The organism is Phenylobacterium sp. (assembly GCF_004799395.1).
Lineage (GTDB): Bacteria > Pseudomonadota > Alphaproteobacteria > Caulobacterales > Caulobacteraceae > Phenylobacterium.
Genome location: NZ_SSMZ01000169.1, coordinates 1 through 22074, shown reverse-complemented (window position 1 = coordinate 22074; position 22074 = coordinate 1). Strand labels below are relative to the sequence as shown.

Sequence of the window (22074 nt, the reverse complement as noted above, 5' to 3'; positions counted from 1 at the left end):
CAGCGGTTCAAGGTCGCCTAGGTCCTCGGCTGCTGCGATCAGATCAGACGTTCGGCATGATGGACGATCGCCATGACGCCGTGCGCCCCGAGGTCGATGATCACGCCTTGCAGACCGATGAAGCCGTAGCCGGCCAGCACCATCAGTCCGTCTCGTCGCGTCAGGCCCAGGGCGAACATCCCAAGCGCCAGCGCGGGGAACAGGTTGGCGAACGGGATGGGCAGCACCAGGACCAGGGCCAGAAGGGTGCAGACGACGCCGACCAGTCGCGTGCCGGCGCCGCCGGTCAAGGGTGATAGCCGCGGTCGCCCGAGCGCCTCAAGGCGTTCCAACAGGGGCAGGATGCGCCCGATGAGCTTGGCGAGGGGTTTGTGGTCGAGCGTGCGGGCGGACAGCCATTTCGGCAACCAAAGCTTGGCTCGCCCCGCAGCGACCTGCGGGGCCACGACCAACAGCGGCAGCGCCAGCACCATGGATGCGCCAGGCGGCAGGGGCACGAGTATGGGTAGGGTCAGCACGAAGAGCACCGGGCCCAGGCCGTTCTTGCCCTCGAACCGCTTGATGATTTCGCCAACACTGAGCCGGGCTTTCCGGCTGCCCATCAGGCCGCGCAAGCCGCCCGAAAGGGATTGCGCAGAGCGGGTGCGGGGTACAGCCATTCTGCGAAAGTCCTTGGCCGGTCAGGACTCAGCGCCTGGTCCGTCAGACCGCAAGGACAAGCGCCAGCAAAGGTTCCCTGGCGTTGCCCGGGGGGCGACACTTCCATTTTTACCTAACAAAGGTACGTCGATTTCCGACTTATTGTGTTAGATTGTCGACATCGCTGGCACAGGCCCTTGGGCGCCGGCGGCTGAGAGACGTGGCCGAGACGCCTCCCGCTCCCGCTCAACCGCGCGGGGGAATGTCGAGATGGCCATCTACACCTTCTACCTGTGCAACCTGGGCGGCGGCGCCGATTCATTCGAGGCGTTCGATCTCGGCTCGGATGCGGACGCGCCCGATCGCGCCCTGCAGATGCTCCGAGATCACCCGAGCTGCACCTATGTGGCGGTTTGGGATGACCAGCGGCCGGTCCTCGAACGCCACCGCAGCACAGGGTTCACCGCGAGCGACGCGGGCTACGACGCCTCCGGAGCAGCGCTGTAGGCGGCAAAGGTCCCATATTCGCGCGCATGGCGCGTCCGGAACAAACGCCAGTCGGCGCCGTTGGCATGGGGCGTCACCGCTCTCGTGGCGGGCGCGCCCGACAGGTGCCCCTTGACCCTCATCATCATCATCATCGTCCTGCTTCTGCTTTTCGGCGGGGGTGGCGGCTACTACGCCCATCGTAGCTACGGCCTTCCGGGCTTAGGCGGTGTCGTCGGTCTGATCGTCGTGGTGCTGGTCCTGCTCTGGCTGTTCGGCGGCGTGCGCGTCTAGACCCGGCTGCGGACGCGCGACGTCCGCTCTGGGGGGATCCGGCCAGCCTAACGGGTGCTGGGCGATCTGGTCCTCCGGTGTCAGCGATCTGTCGACGGCTGCGCCGGGCCGGTGGGGCGCTGACGGCTGAACGGCCCCGACGTCGGGGTAAGCCTGCCGCACCCTGTCGGAGTTCCAGATGACCGGTCCCCTATCGCCCGAACTGCTCCGCGACATGGACGCCTATTGGCGGGCCGCCAACTATCTGTCGATCGGGCAGATCTACCTGCAGGACAATCCCTTGCTGGAAACGCCGCTGAAGCTCAGCGACATCAAGCCCCGCCTGCTCGGGCACTGGGGCACCACGCCGGGGTTGAACCTTCTCTACGTCCACCTGAATCGGCTGATCAAAGAGCACGATCTCAACATGATGTACGTGATCGGCCCCGGTCACGGCGGGCCAGGCATTGTGGCGAACACCTATCTTGAGGGCTCCTACACCGAGCGCTACCCCGCGGTCGAACGCAACCGCAACGGCCTCTACCGGCTGTTCCGGCAGTTTTCCTGGCCCTACGGGATTCCGAGCCATGTGTCGCCGGAGACCCCGGGATCGATCCATGAAGGCGGAGAGCTCGGCTATTCTCTGCTGCACGCCTATGGCGCAGCCTTTGATAACCCTGACCTGATCGTCGCCTGCGTGGTCGGCGACGGGGAGGCGGAGACCGGCGCGCTCGCGGCCAGCTGGCATTCCAACAAGTTCCTGAACCCGGCGCGGGACGGGGCGGTCCTGCCGATCCTGCATCTCAACGGCTTCAAGATCGCCAATCCGACGGTCCTGGCGCGCATCAGCCGCCCGGAGCTCACCCAGCTCTTGCGGGGCTACGGCTACGAACCGCATTTCGTGGAGGGCCATGACCCCAAGCTGGTGCATCAGGCGCTGGCCGGAACCCTTGACGCGATCCTGGTCAGGATCGGTGAGATCCAGCACTTGGCCCGGACCTGCGCCCCGGGCGAGACCCCCGAACGTCCGCGCTGGCCGATGATCGTGCTGCAGACGCCCAAGGGCTGGACGGGACCAAAGGTGGTCGATGGCCTGCCCGTCGAGGGGACCTGGCGCGCCCATCAGGTGCCCATCGCGAACATGGAGAACCCCGAGCATCTGCAGCAGCTCGAAGCTTGGATGAAGAGCTACCGGCCAGAGGAGCTCTTCGACGAGACCGGCAAGTTCCGCGAGGACCTGGCCGCGCTGGCGCCGACCGGTCATCGCCGCATGGGCTCCAACCCGCACGCCAATGGCGGCGAGTTGCTGGTCGCCCTGTCGATGCCGGGCTTTCGAGGCCACGCGCTCGACGTGCCGTCCCCCGGCGCCGTTCGGGGCGAAGCCACCCGTGTGCTCGGACGCTTCCTGCGCGATCTCGTGAGCCTCAACCTCGATACGCAGAACTTCCGGCTCTTCGGTCCGGACGAGACGGAGTCGAACCGGCTGGATGCGGTCTACGAGGCGTCGGGCAAGGCCTGGATGGGGGCTGTCGAGGCGGTCGATGTCAATCTGAGCTCCGATGGCCGGGTCATGGAGGTGCTGAGCGAGCACCTGTGCGAGGGCTGGCTGGAGGGTTACCTCCTGACCGGCCGTCACGGCCTCTTCGCCTGCTACGAGGCGTTCATCCACGTCATCGATTCAATGTTCAACCAGCACGCCAAGTGGCTGAAGGTCAGCCGCAAGATCCCCTGGCGGACGCCGATCGCCTCGCTGAACTACCTGCTGACATCCCACGTCTGGCGACAGGACCACAACGGGTTCTCCCACCAGGATCCGGGCTTCATCAATCACGTGGCGAGCAAGAAGGCCGACGTGGTGCGCATCTATCTGGCGCCCGACGCCAATTGCCTGCTGTCGATCGCCGACCACTGCTTGCGCAGCCGTCACTACGTCAACCTGATCATCGCCGGCAAGCAGCCGGAATGGCAGTGGCTGGACATGGACGCGGCCGTTCGCCACTGCACCGCCGGCATCGGCGCCTGGGATTGGGCGAGCCCGGGCGGCGATGATCCCGACGTGGTCATGGCCTGCGCCGGCGACATTCCGACCCTGGAGACTCTGGCCGCGGTCACCCTGCTGCGCGACTACGTCCCGGACATACGCATCCGCGTGGTGAATGTGGTCGACCTGCTCGCGCTGCAGCCGCCCTCGGAACATCCCCACGGTCTGGAGGACCGGGACTTCGACGGCCTTTTCACCACCGACAAGCCGGTGATCTTCGCCTTCCACGGCTACCCGGCGCTGATCCATGAGCTGACCTACCGGCGGCGCAATCACGACAATTTCCACGTGCGCGGCTACAAGGAGGAGGGCACGACGACGACGCCTTTCGACATGGTGGTCCTGAACAATCTCGACCGTTACCAGCTGGCGCTCGACGCCATCCGCCGAATTCCCCGGCTCGCCGGCCAGGTCGATATGGCGACGGCGCGGTACTGGGCGACCATGGAACGTCACAAGCTCCACGTCAGCGAACATGGCGAGGACATGCCCGAGGTGCAGGAGTGGCGGTGGAGCGCCCATGCGCCAGGCGGCGAGCTCGATGCGGAACTGCCTCCCGGTCCCGAACAAATCTTGACTTGAGTAGTTTCCGAACCTGCCGGCGCGGCCCTCGTCGCGCCTATTCTGGGACGATCCTGAATGCCCGCAGGCTATCCCGCGGGGCGGACCGAGCCTGTGACGATCGGTTTCCCGCGCGTGGGACCAGGACGCTTCTGAAGGAGCGGACGATGCAAATCGGTATGATCGGATTGGGCAAGATGGGCGCGAACATGTCCCGTCGCCTCATGACGGCGGGACATGGCTGCGTCGTCTATGCACGGACGGCCAAGACGCGAGAGGCGCTGGCCAAGAATGGCGCGACCGCCGCTTCGTCCCTTGAGGACCTCGCGAAGCGGTTAGGTCCGGGCCCGCGCGTGGTCTGGCTGATGCTTCCGGCCGGCCAGGTCACCGATGACACGGTCACGACGCTCAGCGGACTGCTCACGCCCGGGGATATCATCGTCGATGGGGGCAACTCCTTCTACAAGGACGACATCCGCCGCGCGAAGGCGCTGACGGAGAAGGGCATCCAGTATGTTGACTGCGGAACGTCCGGCGGCGTCTGGGGTATCGAGCGCGGCTATTGCATGATGATCGGCGGGCCGAAGGCGGCTGTTGAGCATCTCGATCCGATCTTCTCGGCGCTGGCGCCCGGACAGGGCGACATCGCCCGCACGCCGGGGCGCGACGGCGCCGATGGGCGGGCGGAGCAGGGCTACATCCATGCCGGCCCTTCGGGCGCGGGCCATTTCGTCAAGATGGTGCACAACGGGATCGAATACGGACTGATGCAGGCCTACGGCGAGGGCTTCGATATCCTGCGCAACAAGGACTCCGAGGACCTGCCCGAGGCCGAACGCTTCACCCTCAACCTGCCCGACATCGCCGAGGTCTGGCGGCGCGGCAGCGTGATCTCCTCCTGGCTGCTCGACCTGAGCGCCGCCGCGCTCGCCAAGGATCCCCAGCTCGCGACCTACTCGGGTTTCGTCCAGGATTCCGGCGAGGGCCGTTGGACCGTGGAGGCCGCGATCGAAGAAGCGGTGCCGGCTCAAGTCATCACCGCGGCGCTCTACGCTCGCTTCCGCTCGCGCCAGGACAGCGCCTTCGCCGAGAAGATGCTGTCGGCGATGCGGTTCGGGTTCGGCGGCCACCTCGAAGGCCAGGAGTCCATCGACCCCGAGCACAAGCCCCGACCACTGGATGCCGCTGCATGACCGGACGGAGCGGCTTGCGACTTCTGCTCGCCGACGTGGACGGCACTCTCGTCACGGATGACAAGCAGCTGACGCCGGCGGCGGTCGCTGCGGTCCAGGACCTTCGCCGCGCCGGCATCGCTTTCGCCATCACCAGCAGCCGGCCGCCCAATGGACTGCGGATGCTGGTCGCGCCGCTCGATCTGCAACTCCCGCTGGCGGGCCTGAACGGCGGTCTGCTGGTCGACCCCGACATGTCGGTGATCGCCTGCTATCCAATCGGCCCGGTGGCGGCCGCCCAAAGCGTCAACCTCCTGCTGAGTCATCAGCTCGACGTCTGGATCTACACGGCGGACGCTTGGCTGGTGCGCGACCCGACGGCCGCGCACGTGACGCGAGAGGCCTGGATTCTGGGGTTTCCCCCCGAGATTGTCACTTCCTTCACGGCAGAGCATCTGGCCCAGGCCGTGAAGATCGTCGGCGTCTCGGACGATCTTGATCTTGTCGCCGCGTGCGAAGCCCAGGCGCAGACCTCGCTGGGCGCGAGCGCCAGCGCGACCCGCTCAAACGCCTACTTCCTGGACGTCACCAATCCCAAGGCCAACAAGGGCGCCGTCGTCGTCGAGCTGTCCGTCCGCCTGGGCATCGCGCCCGACCAGATCGCTACAATCGGCGACATGCCGAACGACGTGCTGATGTTTCGCCAGAGCGGCCTCTCCATCGCCATGGGCAACGCCAGCGACGAGGTGAAAGCCCAGGCTAACCATGTGACCGACAGCAATCAGGATGAGGGTTTCGCGAAGGCGGTGCGCAACTTTGTCCTGCCCATCGCCGCTCCGTGAACGGCGCTAGCCTCGAAGGAGCCTGACATTGACCCCGCGCGTGAAAGAAATCCTGAGCTGGTATGGCGCGGATAACGTGGGCACGTTGACCAACTTGGCGCGCCTGCTCAACCACGGCCGGCTGGCCGGAACCGGCAAGCTGGTCATTCTGCCGGTGGACCAGGGTTTCGAGCACGGGCCGGCGCGGTCTTTCGCCTCAAATCCTCCCGGTTACGACCCGCGTTATCACTTCGAGCTGGCGATCGAAGCCGGGTGTAACGGCTACGCCGCGCCGCTGGGCTTCCTGGAGGCGGGTGCGCGCGACTTCGCGGGCGACCTGCCGCTCATTCTCAAGGTCAACGACGACGACAGCCTGCTCGCGGAAAAGGACCCCAACCAGGCCCTCACCGCCAGTGTCCGCGATGCGCTTCGCCTGGGATGCTCGGCCATCGGCTTCACCATCTATCCGGGGTCTGCCCATCAGCTCGAAATGTACCAACAGCTCCGCGCCTGCGCCGAGACCGCCAAGCGCCACGGCCTCGCGGTCGTCGTTTGGGCCTATCCGCGCGGATCAGGCCTGAGCGAGGCTGGCGAAACCGCGATCGACGTCATCGGCTATGCCGTGCAGATCGCTGCCCAGTTGGGCGCGCACATCATCAAGGTGAAGCTGCCGACGGCGCACATCGAACAGGAAGCGGCGCGCAAGGTGTACGTCGCCCAGAAGATCCCGATCGAAACCCAGGCGGACCGGGTGCGCCATGTGGTCGATTGCGCCTTCGCCGGCCGCCGCATGGTGATCTTCTCCGGAGGCGCGGCGGACTTCGATGACCAGGCCTTGCTGGATGAGATCCGGGCGATCCACGCCGGCGGCGGATTTGGGTCGATCCTGGGCCGCAACTCCTTCCAGAGATCGAAGGCGGACGCGCTCAAGATGCTCGCCGCGGTGATGGACATCTATCGGACCGCGCCCGAAGCGGCGGCGAGGCCTTGAGTTTCCGACCGGAGTCGCCCGCCTCGCCGCGAGCCGGTGTGACCGGGCCGGTTCTCGCCCTCAATGCCGGCTCGTCCAGCGTGAAGTTCGCCGTATTCCAGCCGGGCGATGCGCCGCACGCCAAGCTTCGCGGGGAGATCGAGGACATCGCCGCGGCGCCGCATCTCCTGGCCCTCGATGCGGCCGGCGTCGTGCTCGCCGAGCGCCGTTGGCCGTCGGATCGCGTCCCGAGTTTCACCGATCTCATCGATGCGCTTCTCGGTGTCGTCGACGCCCATCTTGGCCCCGACGAGCTGATTGCGGTCGGCCACCGCGTCGTTCATGGGGGACCTGACCTTAGCGCGCCCGCGCTGGTCACGCCCGCGCTGTTGGTGGCGTTGGAAGCGCTGACACCCTTCGATCCGATGCATATGCCGCACAGTCTGGCCCCGATCCGAGCGATCTCTGCGGCCCGCCCCGGACTCGCGCAGATCGCTTGTTTCGACACCGCCTTCCACCAGACCATGCCCTTGGTGGCGACGCAGTTCGCCATCCCACGCGCCCTATCTGCAGCCGGCGTCCGTCGTTACGGCTTTCACGGCCTGTCCTATGAGTACATCGCCAGCCAGTTGAAGCGACATGCGCCGGCGCTTTCGAGAGGCCGGGTGGTCGTGGCGCACCTCGGCTCGGGCGCCAGTCTCTGCGCGCTGCTCGCCGGCCAAAGCATCGCCACCACCATGGGCTTCAGCGTCCTCGACGGCCTGGTGATGGCCACCCGGTGCGGGAACCTGGACCCCGGCGTGGTCCTCTATCTTGGCCGGCTTGGGCACAGCTTCGCCGACATCGAGACGCTGCTCTACGAGGACTCGGGGCTGTTGGGCGTCTCCGGGATCAGCGGCGACCTTCGGGTGCTGATCGCCAGCGACGATCCGCGTGCGGCCGAGGCGATCGACCTTTTCACCTATCGTATCGGAACCGAATCCGGAGCCCTTGTCAGCGCCCTCGGCGGCCTCGACGGCTTGGTCTTCACCGCCGGCATCGGCCAGAACGCGTCGGCCATCCGCGCGGGAATCTGCGCCCGGTTGGCGTGGCTGGGCGTACGTCTCGACGAGACCGCAAATACGGCCGGCCTTGCGGTGATCAGCACGGCCGACAGCAAGGTGGAGGTCCGGGTGATCGCAGCGAATGAGGAGGCGATGATCGCAAGCCATGCGTTGGCGAGACTTCTGTCGGACGCGTGATCTTGGGGCATGTCGACATTCGAGGTTCGGCTTGAGGGGGCGTCACAGTTCTGGAGGCATATCCACTTGTCCTTGACCTGGAAGTTCATCGTGGCCCGCCATCGCCTTCTTCAGGAACGGGCCGCTTCAGCATGGTGAATAGGGCTGCCAGCACGCAGCCGGCGATGATGCCGGTGGTGAGGTCCCGGGCGAGGGTGAGGCCAAAGGTGGCGAGCAGCACGGCGGCGGTCCGCCAGTCGCGCAGCAGGCGGGCGAACTCCGATTTCTCGGCCATGTTCCAAGAGACCGCCACCAGGACGCCCGCGAGCGCCGCCAGCGGCACGAAGCTCGCCAGGGGCGCGGCCACCAGGATGAACAGCAGCAGGAACGCGGAATGCAACATGCCGGAGATCGGGCTGACCCCACCCGCCCGGATGTTGGTGGCGGTCCGCGCGATGGTTCCCGTCACGCTGATGCCGCCGAACAGCGCCGAGACCACATTGGCGATTCCCTGGGCGATGAGCTCCATATTCGAGCGATGCTTTCGGCCCGTCATGCCGTCCGCGACCTTGGCCGAGAGCAGGCTCTCGATGCCGCCGAGCAGGGTGAACGACAGCGCGGCCGGCACGAGCTGCAGCGCCAGGTGAGCATCCATCGCCGGCAGCCGCGGCATCGGCAGGCCGTGCGGCAGGCCGCCGAAGCGGCTGCCGATGGTGGCCGCCGGCAGATGCAGCAGGGCGGCGACGACCGACGCGCCAACGACCGCGATCAGCATACCCGGCCAATTCGGCCGATAGCGCCGCAGCCCGAAGATCAGGGCGGCTGAGCCGAGACCGAGCGCCAAGGTCGCGGGCGCGAGCGTCGGCAGCGCGGCGGCCAACGCGGTGAGCTTGGGGATCAGTGGGCCGGGTTCCCCGGCCGCGAGGCGCAGACCGCCCAGGTCCCGGAGCTGGCTGGCCGCGATGGTCACGGCGATGCCGCAGGTGAAACCGACCGTCACGGCGTGGGGAATGTGCCGGATGAGCGAGCCCAACCTCAACACGCCCAGCAGGGTGAGCATCAACCCGGACATCAGCACGGTCAGCAGCAACCCCTCGACGCCGAACCGGGCGACCGTGGCGGCGACCAGCACGATGAAGGCCCCGGCAGGTCCGCCGATCTGGAACCGGCTGCCGCTCAAGGCCGAGACCACAAAGCCGCCGAGGATCGCGGTGTAGATCCCCCGCTCCGGGCCGACGCCGGACGCCACTGCGATCGCCATCGAGAGGGGCAGCGCGACGATGGCGACGGTGAGCGCCGCCATGGCGTCCCTGCGCAGGAAGGCCAGGCTGTAGCCGTCGCGCAGGGTCGTCGCGAGCTTCGGCCTCAGCTGGTTCGCGGTGGAGGTTCCGTCAGGCATGGTGTGGCGATCGGTGTGCGGCGCGCGTCATCCACTCAAGCCGAGCGGATGACAGGCGACGTTCCGGAGACTCCCGCCGCGGGCGGCGGGCGGCCCCCGGTTACGCCGTCTCCAGTTCGCGCTGCGCGGCCGCCGCCTTCGGAACCGTGGCCGCGAAGTCGAGGACCACGCGGGACGGCACGTCGCCGTGCGCCAGCCGCGCGAAGACGTCGTTGATCGAGGCCAGCGGCTGCAGCTCGATGTCGGCCTTGACCTTGCCGTCGGCGGCGAAGGCCAGGCATTCAGCCATGTCCTGGCGCGTGCCCACGAAGGAGCCGCGCACGGTGATGCAGTTGGCCACCACGTCGAACAGCGGCAGTGGGAACTCGCCGGGCGGCAAGCCGACCAGGACGCAGGTCCCGCGCTTGCGGGTCATGCCGACGCCCTGGTTGAAGGCGGTCAGCGACGGGGCGGTGATCAGCACGCCGTGCGCGCCGCCGCCGGTCCCTTTCTTCACGGCGGCGGCCGCGTCCTCGGTCTTGGCGTTGACCACGAGGTCGGCGCCCAGGCGCTTGGCGTGGGCGAGCTTGCCGTCGTCGATGTCGATCGCGCAGACCTGCAGTCCCATCGCCTTGGCGTACTGGATGGCCAAGTGCCCCAGGCCGCCGGCGCCGGAGATGGCGATCCACTCGCCGGGCCTGGCGCGGGTCTCTTTGATCCCCTTGTAGGTGGTGATCCCCGCACAGATGATTGGCGCAGCTTCCGTGGCGCTGAGGCCTTCGGGGATATGGGCGACGTAGTCGGGGTCGGCGAGGATGTATTCGGCAAAGCCGCCGTTCTTGGTGTAGCCGCCGAACTGCGCCTCGGCACAGACCGTCTCCCAGGCCGCCAGGCAGTGCTCGCAGTGGCCGCAGGCCGAATAGAGCCAGGGCACGCCGACCCGGTCGCCTTCCTTGACGATTGTGACGCCGGCGCCGACCGCCACGACCCGGCCGATCGCCTCGTGTCCGGGGATGAACGGCAGGGTCGGCTTCAGCGGCCAGTCGCCGTTCGCCGCGTGGAGATCGGTGTGGCAGACGCCGCAGGCCTCGGTCTTGACCAGGATCTGCCCGGCGCGGAGGGTCGGCACGTCCCACTCCCGCAGGACCAGCGGTTTTCCGAATTGTTCGACGACGGCGGCTTGCATCTTGGTGGGCATCTGGGTCCCCTTCTTGGGGCTGGGTATCAGGCGAGATCGCCTCGGATTGGGGGTCAGGCTGCGGCCGCCGCGCCGAGACCGCGGACGGCCTCGATCATCTTGGTGAGCACGGCCTGGGCGTCGCCGTAGACCATGTTGCAGTTGTCGCCGTAGAAGAGCGCGTTCTGAATGCCCGCGTAGCCCGTGCCCTCGCCGCGCTTGACCACATAGACCTGGCGGGCCTGGTCGACGTTGAGGATCGGCATGCCGTAGATCGGCGAGGCTTTGTCGGTCCGGGCCGCGGGGTTCACCACATCGTTGGCGCCGATCACCAGGGCGACGTCCGTGGTGGCGAAGTCTGCGTTGATGTCGTCGAGCTGGAAGATCATGTCGTAGGGCACGCCGGCCTCGGCCAGCAGGACGTCCATCTGGCCCGGCATGCGGCCGGCGACGGGGTGGATCGCGAACTTGACCAGGACGCCCGCCGCCTGCAGCAGCTTGACGAACTCATAGAGCTTCTGCTGCGCTTGGGCGGCGGCGAGGCCATAGCCGGGCACGATGATCACCTTGGCCGCATAGCGCATGGCGATGCCGGCGTCGGACGCCTCGACCGGCCGCAGGCTGCCCGCGATGGCGCTTTGCGCCTGCTTGGGCGCGTCGCCGAAGTTGGTGAAGACCACATTAGCCACCGAGCGGTTCATCGCCTTGGCCATCAAGAGCGTTAGCAAGAGGCCCGCGGCGCCCACCACCATGCCGGCGATCATCAGAGCCGGGTTCTGCAGTACGAAGCCTTCCAGCCCCACGGCCAGGCCAGTGAGGGCGTTGTAGATCGAGATCACCACCGGCATGTCCGCGCCGCCGATCGGCAGGGTCATCAGGATCCCGAAGACCAAAGCGCAACCGAAGAAGATGTAGATCCAGGTCGACGTCGCCAGCAGCAGAGGCGACCCGGTCAGAGCGGCGAACAGGACGCATCCACCGATCGCCAATGTTGCGGCCATGGCCGCGGCGTTGATCGCCTGTTGTCCCTTGATCCGCAGCGGCTTCTTGATGGCGCCGTCGAGCTTGGCCCAGGCGATCAGCGAACCGGAAAGCGACACCGCGCCGATCAGGGCGCCCAGCAGGGTAACCAGCAGCGCGGTCGCGCCATGCGCTTTGCCGCCGAGCAGTTCGACCGCGGCGATCGCGCCGGCCGCGCCGCCGCCCATGCCGTTATAGAGCGCCACCATCTGCGGCATCGCGGTCATGGCGACGCGCTTGCCGCTCCACCAGGCTGCGCCGCCCCCTAAGGCCAGGGCCACGAGCGCGAGGACGATGTTGATCCCGAGGTGGGGCCTGGCCGCGGCCTCGACGCTGAACACATAGAGGAAGCTGGCGAGGACCGCGGCGACCATGCCGAGGCCGGCCACGAATATGCCGGACGACGCCGTCGCCGGCGACGACATCCGCTGCAGGCCGAACAGGAACAGGAAGGCCGCGGCGAGATCGGCGAGGCCGATGGTCAGTTGGGGGATCAGGGCGAGCATGGCGGCGCCTCAGTGGGTCTTGAGGTGATGGACCCGGGCGTGGGTGGGGGCGCGGGCAGGCTTGGGCTGGACGTCGCTGGCCTTGAACATTGCGAGCATGCGGGTGGTGACGGCGAAGCCGCCCGCGGCGTTGCCGGCGCCCAGCAGAACGGCTGCGAAGCCGATGATCTGCTGCTGCGTGGTGCTGGCGTTCAACAGGACGAAGAGACCGCCGACAACGACGATGCCGTGCACGAAGTTCGAACCGGACATCAGCGGCGTGTGCAGGATCGCCGGCACGTGGCCGATGATCACCCAGCCGGCGAAACCGGCCAGCATGAAAACGTAGAGGGCGACGAAGCCGGTCATGCCGAGGTCAAGGCTCATGCGGGTCTCCTGCTAGGCCGCTTTCGCGGCGGTTTTGGTCTGGCTTTGTCCGCCGACGGGCGGATCGCGCCGGGCCTCGGCGTCTATGAGCTTGCCGTCGTGGGTGAGGGCGGTCTTGGCCAACACCTCGTCATTCCAATCGATGGCGATGACGTTGTCCTTCAGCATCAAGGACAACAGGTTGAACTGGTTTTTGGCGTAGAGTTCGCTGGCGTCCTCACCGAGCAGGGACGGCACGTTTAGCGGCGCGGCGATGGTCACCCGGCCGATCCGCACCGTTTCGCCGGCCCGGCTATCCTCGCAATTGCCGCCGCCCTCGGCGGAGAGATCTACGATCACCGACCCGGCCTTCATGCCTGCGACCTGCGCCTGGCTGATCAGCTTTGGCGACGGATGGCCGGGAATGGCGGCGGTGGTGACGATCAGGTCGGCCGCCTGGATGTGGCGGGTGAGAATGGCGTCGACCTTGTGCTTTTCCTCGGAGGTCAGGGCCCGGGCGTAGCCGCCCTTGCCGCGAGCGTCGACGCCGCTGTCGACGAAGGTCGCGCCCAGCGACAGCGCCTGTTCCCGGGTTTCGGGGCGAACGTCATAGCCTTCGACGACGGCGCCCAGGCGTTGGGCGGTCGCGAGCGCTTCGAGCCCGGCCACGCCCAGGCCCATCACCAGGACCTTGGCCGGGCCGATGACGCCGGCGGCGGTGGTCATCTTGGGCAGGATCCGCGCGAGGTGGGTCGCCCCCAGCTGCACGGCGTAGTAGCCCGCGAGCGCCGCCTGGCTCGACAGCGCATCCATGGCCTGCGCCCGGGTGATCCGCGGGACCCGCTCCATGGCGAAGCAAGTAATTTTCCTGTCGAGCAGTCGCTGGACCAGCGCGGGCTGGTTCTGCGCGTAGATGAACGAGATCAGGAGCGCGCCAGGCTTCATCGCGTCCACGACGTCCAGGGCCGGCGGTTGGACGGCCAGGACCACATCGGCGTCGCGCACCAGGGCCTGGCGGTCGGTCACGATGGTCACGCCGGTGAAGGCTGTGTCGGCCAGCTCGATCGCCTCGCCGGCGCCGGCCTGCAGGTGCAGCCGCGCACCCAGCTTGGTCAGCTTGGCGGTTAGGGATGGGACGAGGGCGACGCGCCGTTCGTGCGGCTGGGTCTCCTTCAGGACGGCGACATTGACGTACATGCTTAAGAGCTCCGAGGCCGGCGATCGACGGCCAACGACGCGGGGACGCCGTTGGCCGTTCGAAAGGCGGGCGCCTAGTGAGGGGCGTCCATTGCGACGGTGCGGACGAGCTTTTTGTTGACGAACTGCTGGATGCCCATGTCGCCGAGCTCGCGGCCGTAGCCGGAATTCTTGATGCCGCCGAAGGGCAGCTCCGCGTCGGACCAGTCGATGTTGTTGATGAACATCATGCCGGTTTCGACGAGGCTGGCGACGCGCTGGCCGCGGGCGGGGTCCTTGCACCAGACCGAGCCACCCAGGCCGAAGTCGGAGTCGTTGGCGAGCGCGATCGCCGCCGCCTCATCCTTGACCCGGAAGAACAGCGCCACCGGGCCGAAGAACTCGTCGCGGAAGGCCGGGTTCTCGGGCTTGATGTCGGTCAGGATGGTGGGCTGCATGTAGGACCCGGGCCGGTCGATGCGCTTACCGCCCAGGGCGACCTTCGCGCCCTTGGCGACGGCGTCGTCGACCTGCTTGAGGAGCTGCACCAAGGCCCCTTCGCTGGAGAGCGGACCGAGCGTGGTCTTCTCGTCCATCGGGTCGCCGGCCTTCAGGGCTTTGAGCGCCGCCTGGAACTTGGCCAGGAACTTGTCGGCTATCTCGTCCACGACGATGAACCGCTTGGCCGCGCAGCAGGTCTGGCCGGTGTTGTACATCCGGCCCCACACGGCCCAGGGGATCGTCTTCTCCAGATCGGCGTCTTCCAGCACAATGAAGGCGTCGCTGCCGCCCAGTTCCATCGAGCTGATCTTCAGGTTCTTGCCGGCGCGGGCCGCGACGCTCTGGCCGGCGGCGACGCTGCCGGTCAGGCAGACGCCCTTGACTCGGGGATCGTCGACGACCTTGTCAGCCTGCTCGTGGGAGATCAGCAGGTTGGTGTAGAGGCCGGCCGGCGCGCCCGCTTCGACCAGCAGCGCCTCGAAGGCGATGGCGCACTGGGGCACGATGCCGGCGTGCTTCACCACCAACACGTTGCCGGCCATCAGGTGGGGACCGGCGACGCGGGCCAGCTGATAGTAGGGGAAGTTCCAGGGCTCGACGCCGAAGATCACCCCGATCGGGCTCGATTCCATATGGGCTTCGCCGACCGTGGGGTTGAGCTTCACCGGCGCCAGGAAGCGCTCGGCGTTCTTGGCGTAGTAGGCGAGGATCCGCGAACTGAACTCCACCTCGCCGCGGGCTTCGCTGATCCGCTTGCCCATCTCCAGCGTCATGGTGTGCGCCAGCGCATTGACGTTGGCCTGCATCAGAGCCGAGGCCTTGGCGATGATTTTGGCCCGCTCAGCGTAGCTGGTTTTCCGCCAGGTCTCGAAGCAGGCGGCGGCGGTGGCGAGGGCGGCGTCGAGGGCCTTGTCGCTCATCTGGTCGAAGGCTTCGACGGGCGTGCCGTTGAAGGGATTGGTGCTCTGGTAGGTCATGGGATTGATCCTGTTTGACTTTGTCGTTCGGGCCCCCCGAGGACGTGGTCGGCTCGCGGCGTCAGGCCTCGAGGATCACCTTCAGCGCCTTGGTCTTGGCGGCGTTGCCGAAGGTCTCGTAGGCGTCGAGGATGTCGGCGAGCTTGAAGCGGTGGGTGATCAGCCGCTTGGGGTCGATTCGCTTGGCCTTCAGCACCTTCAGCAGCATCGGCGTGCTGACGGTGTCGACCAGGCGCGTGGTGATGCTGATGTTGCGGTCCCACAGGCGTTCCATGTGCAGCGCCACGGGCACGCCGTGGACGCCGATGTTGGCGATGATCCCGCCGGGCGCGACGATCTGCTCGCAGAGCTCGAAGGTGGCGGGGACGCCGACGGCCTCGATGGCGGTGTCGACGCCGCGGTCGCCGGTCAGCTTCATCAGGGCGGCGACCGCCTTGCCGTCGGTGCTGTTGATGGTCTGGGTCGCGCCGAAGCGTTTGGCGACCTCCAGCCGGTTGTCGTCGAGGTCGATCATGATGATCTCGCCTGGCGAATAGAACTGCGAGGTCAGCAGCGCGGCCAGGCCGATGGGGCCCGCGCCGACGATGGCGAGCGTGGCGCCCGGCTGGACCTTGCCGTTCAGCACGCCGCATTCGAAGCCGGTGGGCAGGATGTCGCTCAGCATTACCAAGGCTTCTTCGTCGGCGCCCTCGGGGATCGGATAGAGGCTGGTGTCGGCGTGCGGCGTGCGCACGAACTCGGCCTGGGTCCCGTCGATGGTGTTACCCAAGATCCAGCCGCCGGTGGTGCAGTGGGAGAACATGCCCTTGCGGCAGTATTCGCACTTGCCGCAGGCGCTGACGCAGGAGATCAGCACCCGGTCGCCGGCCTTGAAGACCGTGACGGCGGCGCCGACGCTATCCACGACGCCAACGCCTTCGTGTCCCAGGATGCGGCCGGGCTCGCAACTCGGCAGGTCGCCCTTCAGGATGTGCAGGTCGGTGCCGCAGATCGTCGTCTTGGTGATCCGCACGATGGCGTCGGTCGGCGCGACGATCCGGGGCTTCGCATGGGTCTCCCAGGCGGGCTTGCCGGGGCCGTGGTAGACGAGGGCCTGCATCGTCGCGAGATCGGTGATTGCGTTCATCGTCGGCGCCTTTGGCAATGGGTCTGGGGCCGCGAGACAAAGCCTCCGGTCCGTTCGTTGTCCCAAGACTGGGCCGGACGGCGAGCCCCCGACAGGCTCGGAAACTACTCAAACATCAGCGCGGCGCGGGATGCCCCGGCGCCGACGCCCCCGGGGCTGGGTCGTGGATCGTGGGTAGTTTCCGAGCCTGCGCGCCCGAGGATCGCGCGCCTAGGGTCGATGGGATGGCGACCCTCGAAACCTTCGCAGCGCAACGTCTGCGCCTGGCGCTGCTGACGCCCGACGAGATGGCGCAAGCGGATCGCCTGACGGCCGAACGCGGCGTCAGCGGCTATGACCTGATGACCGCGGCGGGCGAGGCGGTCGCGCAGGCGGTGATCGCGCGCTGGCCGCGGGGTCCCATCACGGTGCTTTGCGGCCCGGCGGCAATGGCGGTGACGGCTTTGTCGCCGCCCGCCACCTGGCCGCCACCGGCTGGAACGTGACGATTGCGCTGCTGGGCGACCGGGATCACCTGACCGGTGACGCCGCCCGCCACGCCAGCCTGTGGACGGGCGCCTGCGCCCCTCTGTCGTCCGGGAGCCTGGACGGGGCCAATCTGGTCATCGACGCCCTGTTCGGAGCCGGCCTGTCGCGGCCCCTGGAGGGGATGGTGCGCCTTACGGTGGAGGCGCTGCTATCTTTAAGAGGTGGGCGTTTGGCGGCTTTCGTCCAAAAGAGGGAAGCCGGCCACATCGTCCACCCACGGGTTGAAGGTCGCTGCGCCAGAGTGCTGAACGTCCTTGGTGTTGCGGGTGACGAGGTAGAGCTGCGCCTCAATGGCGGTGGCTGCGAACAGCGTGTCAATCACCGACGGTGGATGTCCAGTGTCGCGCCTTATGCGGCCTGCGATGGCGCCCCAGCGACGCACAACGTTATTGCTCAGGGGCAGCACGCGGCTGGCGAACCGACCCTCAATTGCATCACGCTTGGCCGAATAGCGAACCCGCAGGGGATCTTCGTCCGGCAATTGGTTGATACCCTTGTCGTACTCGGCCAGCGTGATCACGCTAAGAAAAAGCCGCCCTTCGTCCTGCCCGGCCGCCCAAGCCTTCACGCTGGGCGCGCCATTGGGGGCAGCCAGGGACGCGATGACGTTAGTATCGAGCAGCCATCCCCTCAAAGCTCGATCTCGCGGCCAATGTCGCGATCGCGGGTAAGATCAAGACCTTCCATATGGAGGCTCTCTAGAAACTCGACCAACGGGAGTTTGGCCCTCGGTGTCGCCATGCGCTCGTATTCGTCAACATCCACGATGACCACGGCTCGTCGTCCTCGAACCGTGACGGCCTGCGGCCCTTCATCGTGCGCGCGACGCACGAGTTCACTAAAGCGTGCCTTGGCGTCCTCGAGCTTCCAACTCGGCTGACGGAAACCTGGCTCTCTGGTTCTCGGCGTGGGCACGATTTTCTCCTGACTAGCTAGTCAGATATAGCCGATCTCGATGCTTTTCACCAGAGGCTGCGTGGCGCGGAACGCTCAGCCGGCCGGTCGCTAGAATGTGTTCGAGTGGCCTTTGAGGTGGTGCGAAGAGGTCGGTTGGTAGAATTGTTGGTATCTGGCCTCGGAATTCTCGAGTCTCCCTAGGTAATTCGAGTCCTGCCGGGACGATTTATTTCACTATACTCGGATGGGCCAGAATAAAACTGCAACTGGTTCGGGTCTTGTTACCTCCACCACGTGTATGCCGCGGACGATGGCCTTTCCTCGACGGCCTGGCCGAAGCCCTGCAGGGATCAGACATTGTCACCGCTCCGTCGCCGCTTCGAGCTGGTGCTAGGCAGCCGCTGCTAAGCTTTGGGCCAATATCGCGCGAGCTCATTCGCGCGGGCTGCCTTTTGCGGCCGCCTGTGGTGCCTAGCCTCGATGCCTGCGTTCAGGCGGCGGCCTTGAGGATGAAGCTGGCGACCGCCTGGGGCTGGGACAGCATCGGGAGGTGGCTGGCGTCGACGTGGTCTGTGGTGGCGTTCATGCGCGCGGCCATCTTTTCCTGCTCGGCGCGCGGGATCGCATGGTCCTGGTCGCCGATGAGGTAGAAGGTCGGCCGGTCCCGCCAAGCCGCCTTCGTCAGCACGCCGCCCAGGGCGCTGGCGTTGATCGGTCCTTGCGTGGCGTAGACCACCGCTTTTTCGTCGTCGCTCAGGTCCTGTGCGAACAGAGCGAGGACGCCTTCGCGGGTGAGCTTCAGGAACCCCTCGGCGTCGGGACGCAGCTCGGCGCCCAGCGGGGCGGCCTCGAATTTTGCGAAGAGCGCGCCCGCCGACTCGCCGTCGTCGGGGGCGAAGGCGTCGATATAGACGAGCCGTTTTACCTTGGGGTCATTGCCTGCCTCGCCGATCACCGCGCCGGCGTAGCTGTGGCCGACGAGCACGATATCGCCGTCCGCCAGCGCGATCGCCCGGCGCACCGCCGCGACGTCGGACTCGAAGCTGGAGAGCGGAAGCTGGACGGCCGTGACCGCCATCCCTTCCCCGTCGAGTAGAGGGATGACCTTCGCCCAACTTGATCCGTCAGCCCAGGCCCCGTGGACGAGGACGACAGTGGAAATCTTGGTCATGGCCATTCTCCTGCTGGCCCACACTGGACCTCTCAGCCAGTTCGGCCTTCCACATCAGCACGGTGTTGAAACAGGCCTGGGATGAGCTCTTCGGTCCCCGGCCTCACGAGGACGCCGCTTCCTCAATGCAGAACCCTTGGCCTATGCCGCTTGCGACGGGACCGACCTCACGCGTAGCGTCGTCGTCGAGAGGGGTGTCGTTTGTCTGAAGTCCAATATTCTTTTGGCCCTTTTTTGCTCTATCCGCGACGACGCCTGCTCCTCAACGCTGGGACGCCAGTCAGGCTTGGCGCGCGAGCCTTCGATCTTCTCGTGGCGCTCGCGGATCGCAGCGGTGACATCGTACCAAAAGCGGAATTGCTGGATCTCGTCTGGCCTAGTGTCACGGTCGACGAGGTAGCTCTCCGAGTACACCTGCACGCGCTCAGGAAGGCGTTACAGTTGGGCGGGCTTGGGAGCACCTGCATCATCAGCATCCCTGGCCGCGGGTATGCGCTGACGGCGCCGGTCCAACACCATTTGAATGGCGACGAAATCGTGGCGCCGCCGCCCGATCGACGCGTCGCCAATCTTCCGTCTTCGGGCAAGCGGCTCATCGGGCGAGGCGACGTCGTCGCCGACCTTCAGGACAAGCTTCGACAGCGCCACTTCCTGTCCATCACCGGGCCCGCGGGCATCGGAAAAACCTCGGTCAGCCTTCAACTCGCCGAGACCATGCTCGGCGACTACCCCGACGGCCTCATCTTCGTCGACCTCGCGGCCCTCGACGATCCGGCTTTGCTGTGGAGCGCGATCGTCAGCGCAGCAGGCTTGAAGAACGACCCGGAAAATCTTGGGCAGGCGTTCGTGGCGTCGCTTCTGAATGCCCGGGCTTTGCTGATCCTGGACAACTGCGAACATCTCGTATCCGCCGCCGCCGCTGTGGCTGGCGAAATACGGCGACGACTCCCTGCCATGGACATCTTGGCGACTAGCCGCGAACCCCTTCGCGTTGGCGGGGAGTGGGTCCATCGGCTGGCGCCGCTCGGCTGTCCGTTGAAGGACGATGCCGCTGACGCACTTACCTATCCGGCTGTGCAGCTGCTTCTCGAGCGCGCCACAGCTAGCAACGACGCATTCGAGCTGAAGGGCAGGGATATCCCGCTGGCGGCGACGCTGTGCAGGAAGCTCGATGGCATCCCGCTTTCCATCGAACTGGTGGCGTCGAGGGTTGCAACCTCCGGCCTGAGAGCCGTCGTCGCTGCGCTGGACGACCGGCTCCTCAACTCAATGCGCGGATCGAGAGCGGCCGCCCCCCGGCACCGAACCTTGGCCGCGGCCTTGGACTGGAGCTTCGATAGCCTGACTGAACTCGAGAAGACCGCCCTAATGATGCTATCGGTGTTCCCGGGCGGCATGGACTTGCAGATGGCGGTCGACATGGTCGCTGACGATGAACTTGCCTCTGCTGACGCCTTCGAGATCCTCCACAACCTGCAGGAAAAATCGCTCCTGTCTGCCGACGTGATCGGCGACGACATCGAATATCGGCTACTCGAAACGACCCGCGTGTACGCTTTGGGCAAGCTGCGCGACAAGGGCATCCACGACCGCGCAGCGCGGAACCACGCCAGGGCCCTGTCGCGGTTTTTCGGCGCCGCAGACGCGGAGTGGGATCTGCAGCCCGCCAAGGCTTGGGTCGAGAAATACGGACGGCGGATTGTCGACATGCGCGCGGCCCTGAGTTGGGCGCTCTCGGAATTCGGTGATCTCGATGTTGCCGCGGAACTGCTTGTCCGGGGCGGGATGCTTTGGTTCGAACTTGGCTTATCGACGGAATATCATGATGGCCTGGACGGCTTCTTTCGCAGGGCCGCTAAGGGGGCCAAACTGGACCCGTTCACCGAAATGCAGCTCAAGATCGGCTGGGCGCGCAGCCTTTGGATAACAGAGGGTGCCTCGGAACGGATGCTGGCAGTCGGCGAAGACGCCTACGAGCTTGCGCAGCGGCTCGCGGCGCCCCTCCAAATCGTCCAGACAGCGAGCCTGCTATGGGGCCGCAGCGCGGCGACGGGCGCTTTCGACGACGACCTCGTATCGACGATCCATCGCCTAGCGGAGACCTCAACCGATCCGGTGGTGCGTTTCTCCGCTCTACGATCCATGGCGCTGACGCGGCACTACCAGGGCGAGCAGGCGCAGTCTTGGGCATTCCATACCAAGGTTGCCTCGTACGACCCGTCCATATTCGACCGGCTTCGTCGGATCGCAAACCTGTCTAACGGCAGACTGACGCACCTGTCTTTGGAAGCGCGGCTGCTATGGATGAGGGGTTTTCACGACAAATCTATGGCCGCGGCCAAGAAGGGGGTGTCCTACGCAGAGACTTTGAGCAGCGCCGCCCACATGACGTACTTCCTCGGCTTCGCGGCTTGTCCCGTTGCGCTGTGGAGCGGCGATAGCGCCACAGCAAAAGAATGGTGCCGTCGTTTGATCGACCTATCCGCGCGGCACGGGTTCATCTTTTCGCAGCGGCTGGGCGAGATCTACGAGCGGGTCATTCCCCGACTTGGCCTTCCGGGAGGGAATCCAGGCCTTGGCCTCCCCCCAGATGCTGATCTCCAATATCAGTTCAGTCAGCTTCAACTTGTCGCGTCGTTTCATTCAGACTTTGCCGCCCCTTCGATCGTCCAACTCAGCGATGAACGAGATATAGGTTGGTGTCGGTCGGAAGCGTTGCGCGCGAAGGCGCTGCAGGCTGGCGCCGCGGAGGCCGAACGACTGCTTCGGCTTGCAGCCAGCATCGCCCGCCGGCAAGGTGCCCTGTCTTGGGAGTTACGCGCTGCAACAAGCTTGGCGCGCTTGCTTCAGCGAGAGATGCGATCAGAGGAAGCGTTCGAATTCCTGAGCGGCATCTATAGCCGGTTTACGGAAGGGTTTGGATCGCTCGATCTCATTCATGCGAGGCTATTGCTCGAGGAGCTCCACGAGCCGGATGTCGGCTAGACCTTAGGGCGCCAGGTTATGCGCCATTGTCTCCAGCGCCATTCAAGCCAGGGGCAGGAAGAAACGCTTTGATCGCCGTTGCGATCTCGTCTCCGTGGGTTTCC

At 66.3% G+C, this 22074-nt stretch carries 20 protein-coding genes and 1 pseudogene; 10 read left to right on the top strand and 11 right to left on the bottom strand.

Going from position 1 to position 22074, the window contains the following annotated elements; all coding sequences use genetic code 11:
* Positions 1 to 38 precede the first annotated feature (38 nt).
* Entirely contained in the window at positions 39 to 659 is a 621-nt protein-coding gene (locus tag E8A12_RS11110) for an exopolysaccharide biosynthesis protein (RefSeq protein WP_293368624.1), read from the bottom strand.
* A 250-nt stretch (positions 660 to 909) separates the two neighbouring features.
* Here E8A12_RS11110 and E8A12_RS11105 point away from each other — a divergent pair, with 250 nt between their 5' ends.
* The 7 genes from E8A12_RS11105 to E8A12_RS11075 all read left to right on the top strand — a co-directional run bounded on the left by E8A12_RS11105 (position 910) and on the right by E8A12_RS11075 (position 8204).
* Positions 910 to 1146: a hypothetical protein gene (locus E8A12_RS11105; protein WP_293368622.1), complete on the top strand. Its 237-nt coding sequence runs from the start codon at positions 910 to 912 to the stop codon at positions 1144 to 1146.
* 111 nt (positions 1147 to 1257) lie between these two features.
* Positions 1258 to 1419 carry a hypothetical protein gene (locus tag E8A12_RS11100; protein ID WP_293368620.1) on the top strand — a complete coding sequence of 54 codons (162 nt, stop codon included), beginning with the start codon at positions 1258 to 1260 and terminating at the stop codon, positions 1417 to 1419.
* Between the two features lie 178 nt (positions 1420 to 1597).
* Positions 1598 to 4021, top strand: coding sequence for a phosphoketolase family protein (locus E8A12_RS11095; RefSeq protein WP_293368618.1), 2424 nt, complete (start codon positions 1598 to 1600; stop codon positions 4019 to 4021).
* Positions 4022 to 4167: 146 nt separating this feature from the next.
* Positions 4168 to 5193: a phosphogluconate dehydrogenase (NAD(+)-dependent, decarboxylating) gene (gnd, locus tag E8A12_RS11090; protein WP_293368616.1), complete on the top strand. Its 1026-nt coding sequence runs from the start codon at positions 4168 to 4170 to the stop codon at positions 5191 to 5193.
* A complete protein-coding gene (locus tag E8A12_RS11085; RefSeq protein WP_293368614.1) occupies positions 5190 to 6014 on the top strand; it encodes a Cof-type HAD-IIB family hydrolase in 825 nt (274 codons plus the stop codon). The genes gnd and E8A12_RS11085 overlap by 4 nt, the downstream gene beginning before the upstream one ends.
* Positions 6015 to 6042: 28 nt before the next feature.
* Positions 6043 to 6984, top strand: coding sequence for a class I fructose-bisphosphate aldolase (locus E8A12_RS11080; RefSeq protein ID WP_293368612.1), 942 nt, complete (start codon positions 6043 to 6045; stop codon positions 6982 to 6984).
* A 38-nt stretch (positions 6985 to 7022) separates the two neighbouring features.
* Positions 7023 to 8204: an acetate/propionate family kinase gene (locus E8A12_RS11075; RefSeq protein ID WP_293368610.1), complete on the top strand. Its 1182-nt coding sequence runs from the start codon at positions 7023 to 7025 to the stop codon at positions 8202 to 8204.
* Between the two features lie 85 nt (positions 8205 to 8289).
* On the opposite strand, the gene E8A12_RS11070 is transcribed toward E8A12_RS11075, so the two are convergent.
* The 7 genes from E8A12_RS11070 to E8A12_RS11040 form a co-directional block, all read right to left on the bottom strand.
* Positions 8290 to 9582, bottom strand: coding sequence for a SulP family inorganic anion transporter (locus E8A12_RS11070; protein ID WP_293368608.1), 1293 nt, complete (start codon positions 9580 to 9582; stop codon positions 8290 to 8292).
* A gap of 100 nt (positions 9583 to 9682) precedes the next feature.
* Positions 9683 to 10759 (bottom strand): alcohol dehydrogenase AdhP, encoded by a 1077-nt coding sequence (adhP, locus tag E8A12_RS11065; RefSeq protein WP_293368606.1) that lies wholly within the window; start codon positions 10757 to 10759, stop codon positions 9683 to 9685.
* A gap of 53 nt (positions 10760 to 10812) precedes the next feature.
* Positions 10813 to 12264 (bottom strand): NAD(P)(+) transhydrogenase (Re/Si-specific) subunit beta, encoded by a 1452-nt coding sequence (locus E8A12_RS11060; protein ID WP_293368604.1) that lies wholly within the window; start codon positions 12262 to 12264, stop codon positions 10813 to 10815.
* 9 nt (positions 12265 to 12273) lie between these two features.
* Positions 12274 to 12630 (bottom strand): NAD(P) transhydrogenase subunit alpha, encoded by a 357-nt coding sequence (locus tag E8A12_RS11055; protein ID WP_293368602.1) that lies wholly within the window; start codon positions 12628 to 12630, stop codon positions 12274 to 12276.
* Positions 12631 to 12642: 12 nt separating this feature from the next.
* Positions 12643 to 13806, bottom strand: a complete 1164-nt coding sequence (locus tag E8A12_RS11050) for an NAD(P) transhydrogenase subunit alpha (RefSeq protein WP_293368600.1) — start codon at positions 13804 to 13806, stop codon at positions 12643 to 12645.
* A 74-nt stretch (positions 13807 to 13880) separates the two neighbouring features.
* Entirely contained in the window at positions 13881 to 15263 is a 1383-nt protein-coding gene (locus tag E8A12_RS11045) for an NAD-dependent succinate-semialdehyde dehydrogenase (protein ID WP_293368598.1), read from the bottom strand.
* A 61-nt stretch (positions 15264 to 15324) separates the two neighbouring features.
* Positions 15325 to 16389: a zinc-dependent alcohol dehydrogenase family protein gene (locus tag E8A12_RS11040; RefSeq protein ID WP_293368596.1), complete on the bottom strand. Its 1065-nt coding sequence runs from the start codon at positions 16387 to 16389 to the stop codon at positions 15325 to 15327.
* Between the two features lie 224 nt (positions 16390 to 16613).
* Between E8A12_RS11040 and E8A12_RS11035 the strand changes: the two genes are divergently transcribed.
* Positions 16614 to 16874 carry a hypothetical protein gene (locus tag E8A12_RS11035; RefSeq protein ID WP_293368594.1) on the top strand — a complete coding sequence of 87 codons (261 nt, stop codon included), beginning with the start codon at positions 16614 to 16616 and terminating at the stop codon, positions 16872 to 16874.
* Positions 16802 to 17005, top strand: a pseudogene (locus E8A12_RS22785) (NAD(P)H-hydrate epimerase); the annotation flags it as partial. The gene E8A12_RS11035 and the pseudogene E8A12_RS22785, both read left to right, overlap by 73 nt.
* Positions 17006 to 17071: 66 nt before the next feature.
* Here the strand turns inward: E8A12_RS22785 and E8A12_RS11030 are convergent.
* The 3 genes from E8A12_RS11030 to E8A12_RS11020 form a co-directional block, all read right to left on the bottom strand.
* Positions 17072 to 17551 carry a type II toxin-antitoxin system VapC family toxin gene (locus E8A12_RS11030; RefSeq protein ID WP_293368592.1) on the bottom strand — a complete coding sequence of 160 codons (480 nt, stop codon included), beginning with the start codon at positions 17549 to 17551 and terminating at the stop codon, positions 17072 to 17074.
* A complete protein-coding gene (locus tag E8A12_RS11025; protein WP_293368590.1) occupies positions 17548 to 17832 on the bottom strand; it encodes a type II toxin-antitoxin system Phd/YefM family antitoxin in 285 nt (94 codons plus the stop codon). Before E8A12_RS11025 ends, E8A12_RS11030 begins: the two co-directional genes overlap by 4 nt.
* A gap of 472 nt (positions 17833 to 18304) precedes the next feature.
* Complete coding sequence (locus E8A12_RS11020) at positions 18305 to 18985, bottom strand: alpha/beta hydrolase (protein ID WP_293368588.1); 681 nt, start codon at positions 18983 to 18985, stop codon at positions 18305 to 18307.
* Between the two features lie 201 nt (positions 18986 to 19186).
* Between E8A12_RS11020 and E8A12_RS11015 the strand changes: the two genes are divergently transcribed.
* Positions 19187 to 21970: a winged helix-turn-helix domain-containing protein gene (locus E8A12_RS11015; protein WP_293368586.1), complete on the top strand. Its 2784-nt coding sequence runs from the start codon at positions 19187 to 19189 to the stop codon at positions 21968 to 21970.
* Positions 21971 to 22074 lie beyond the last annotated feature (104 nt).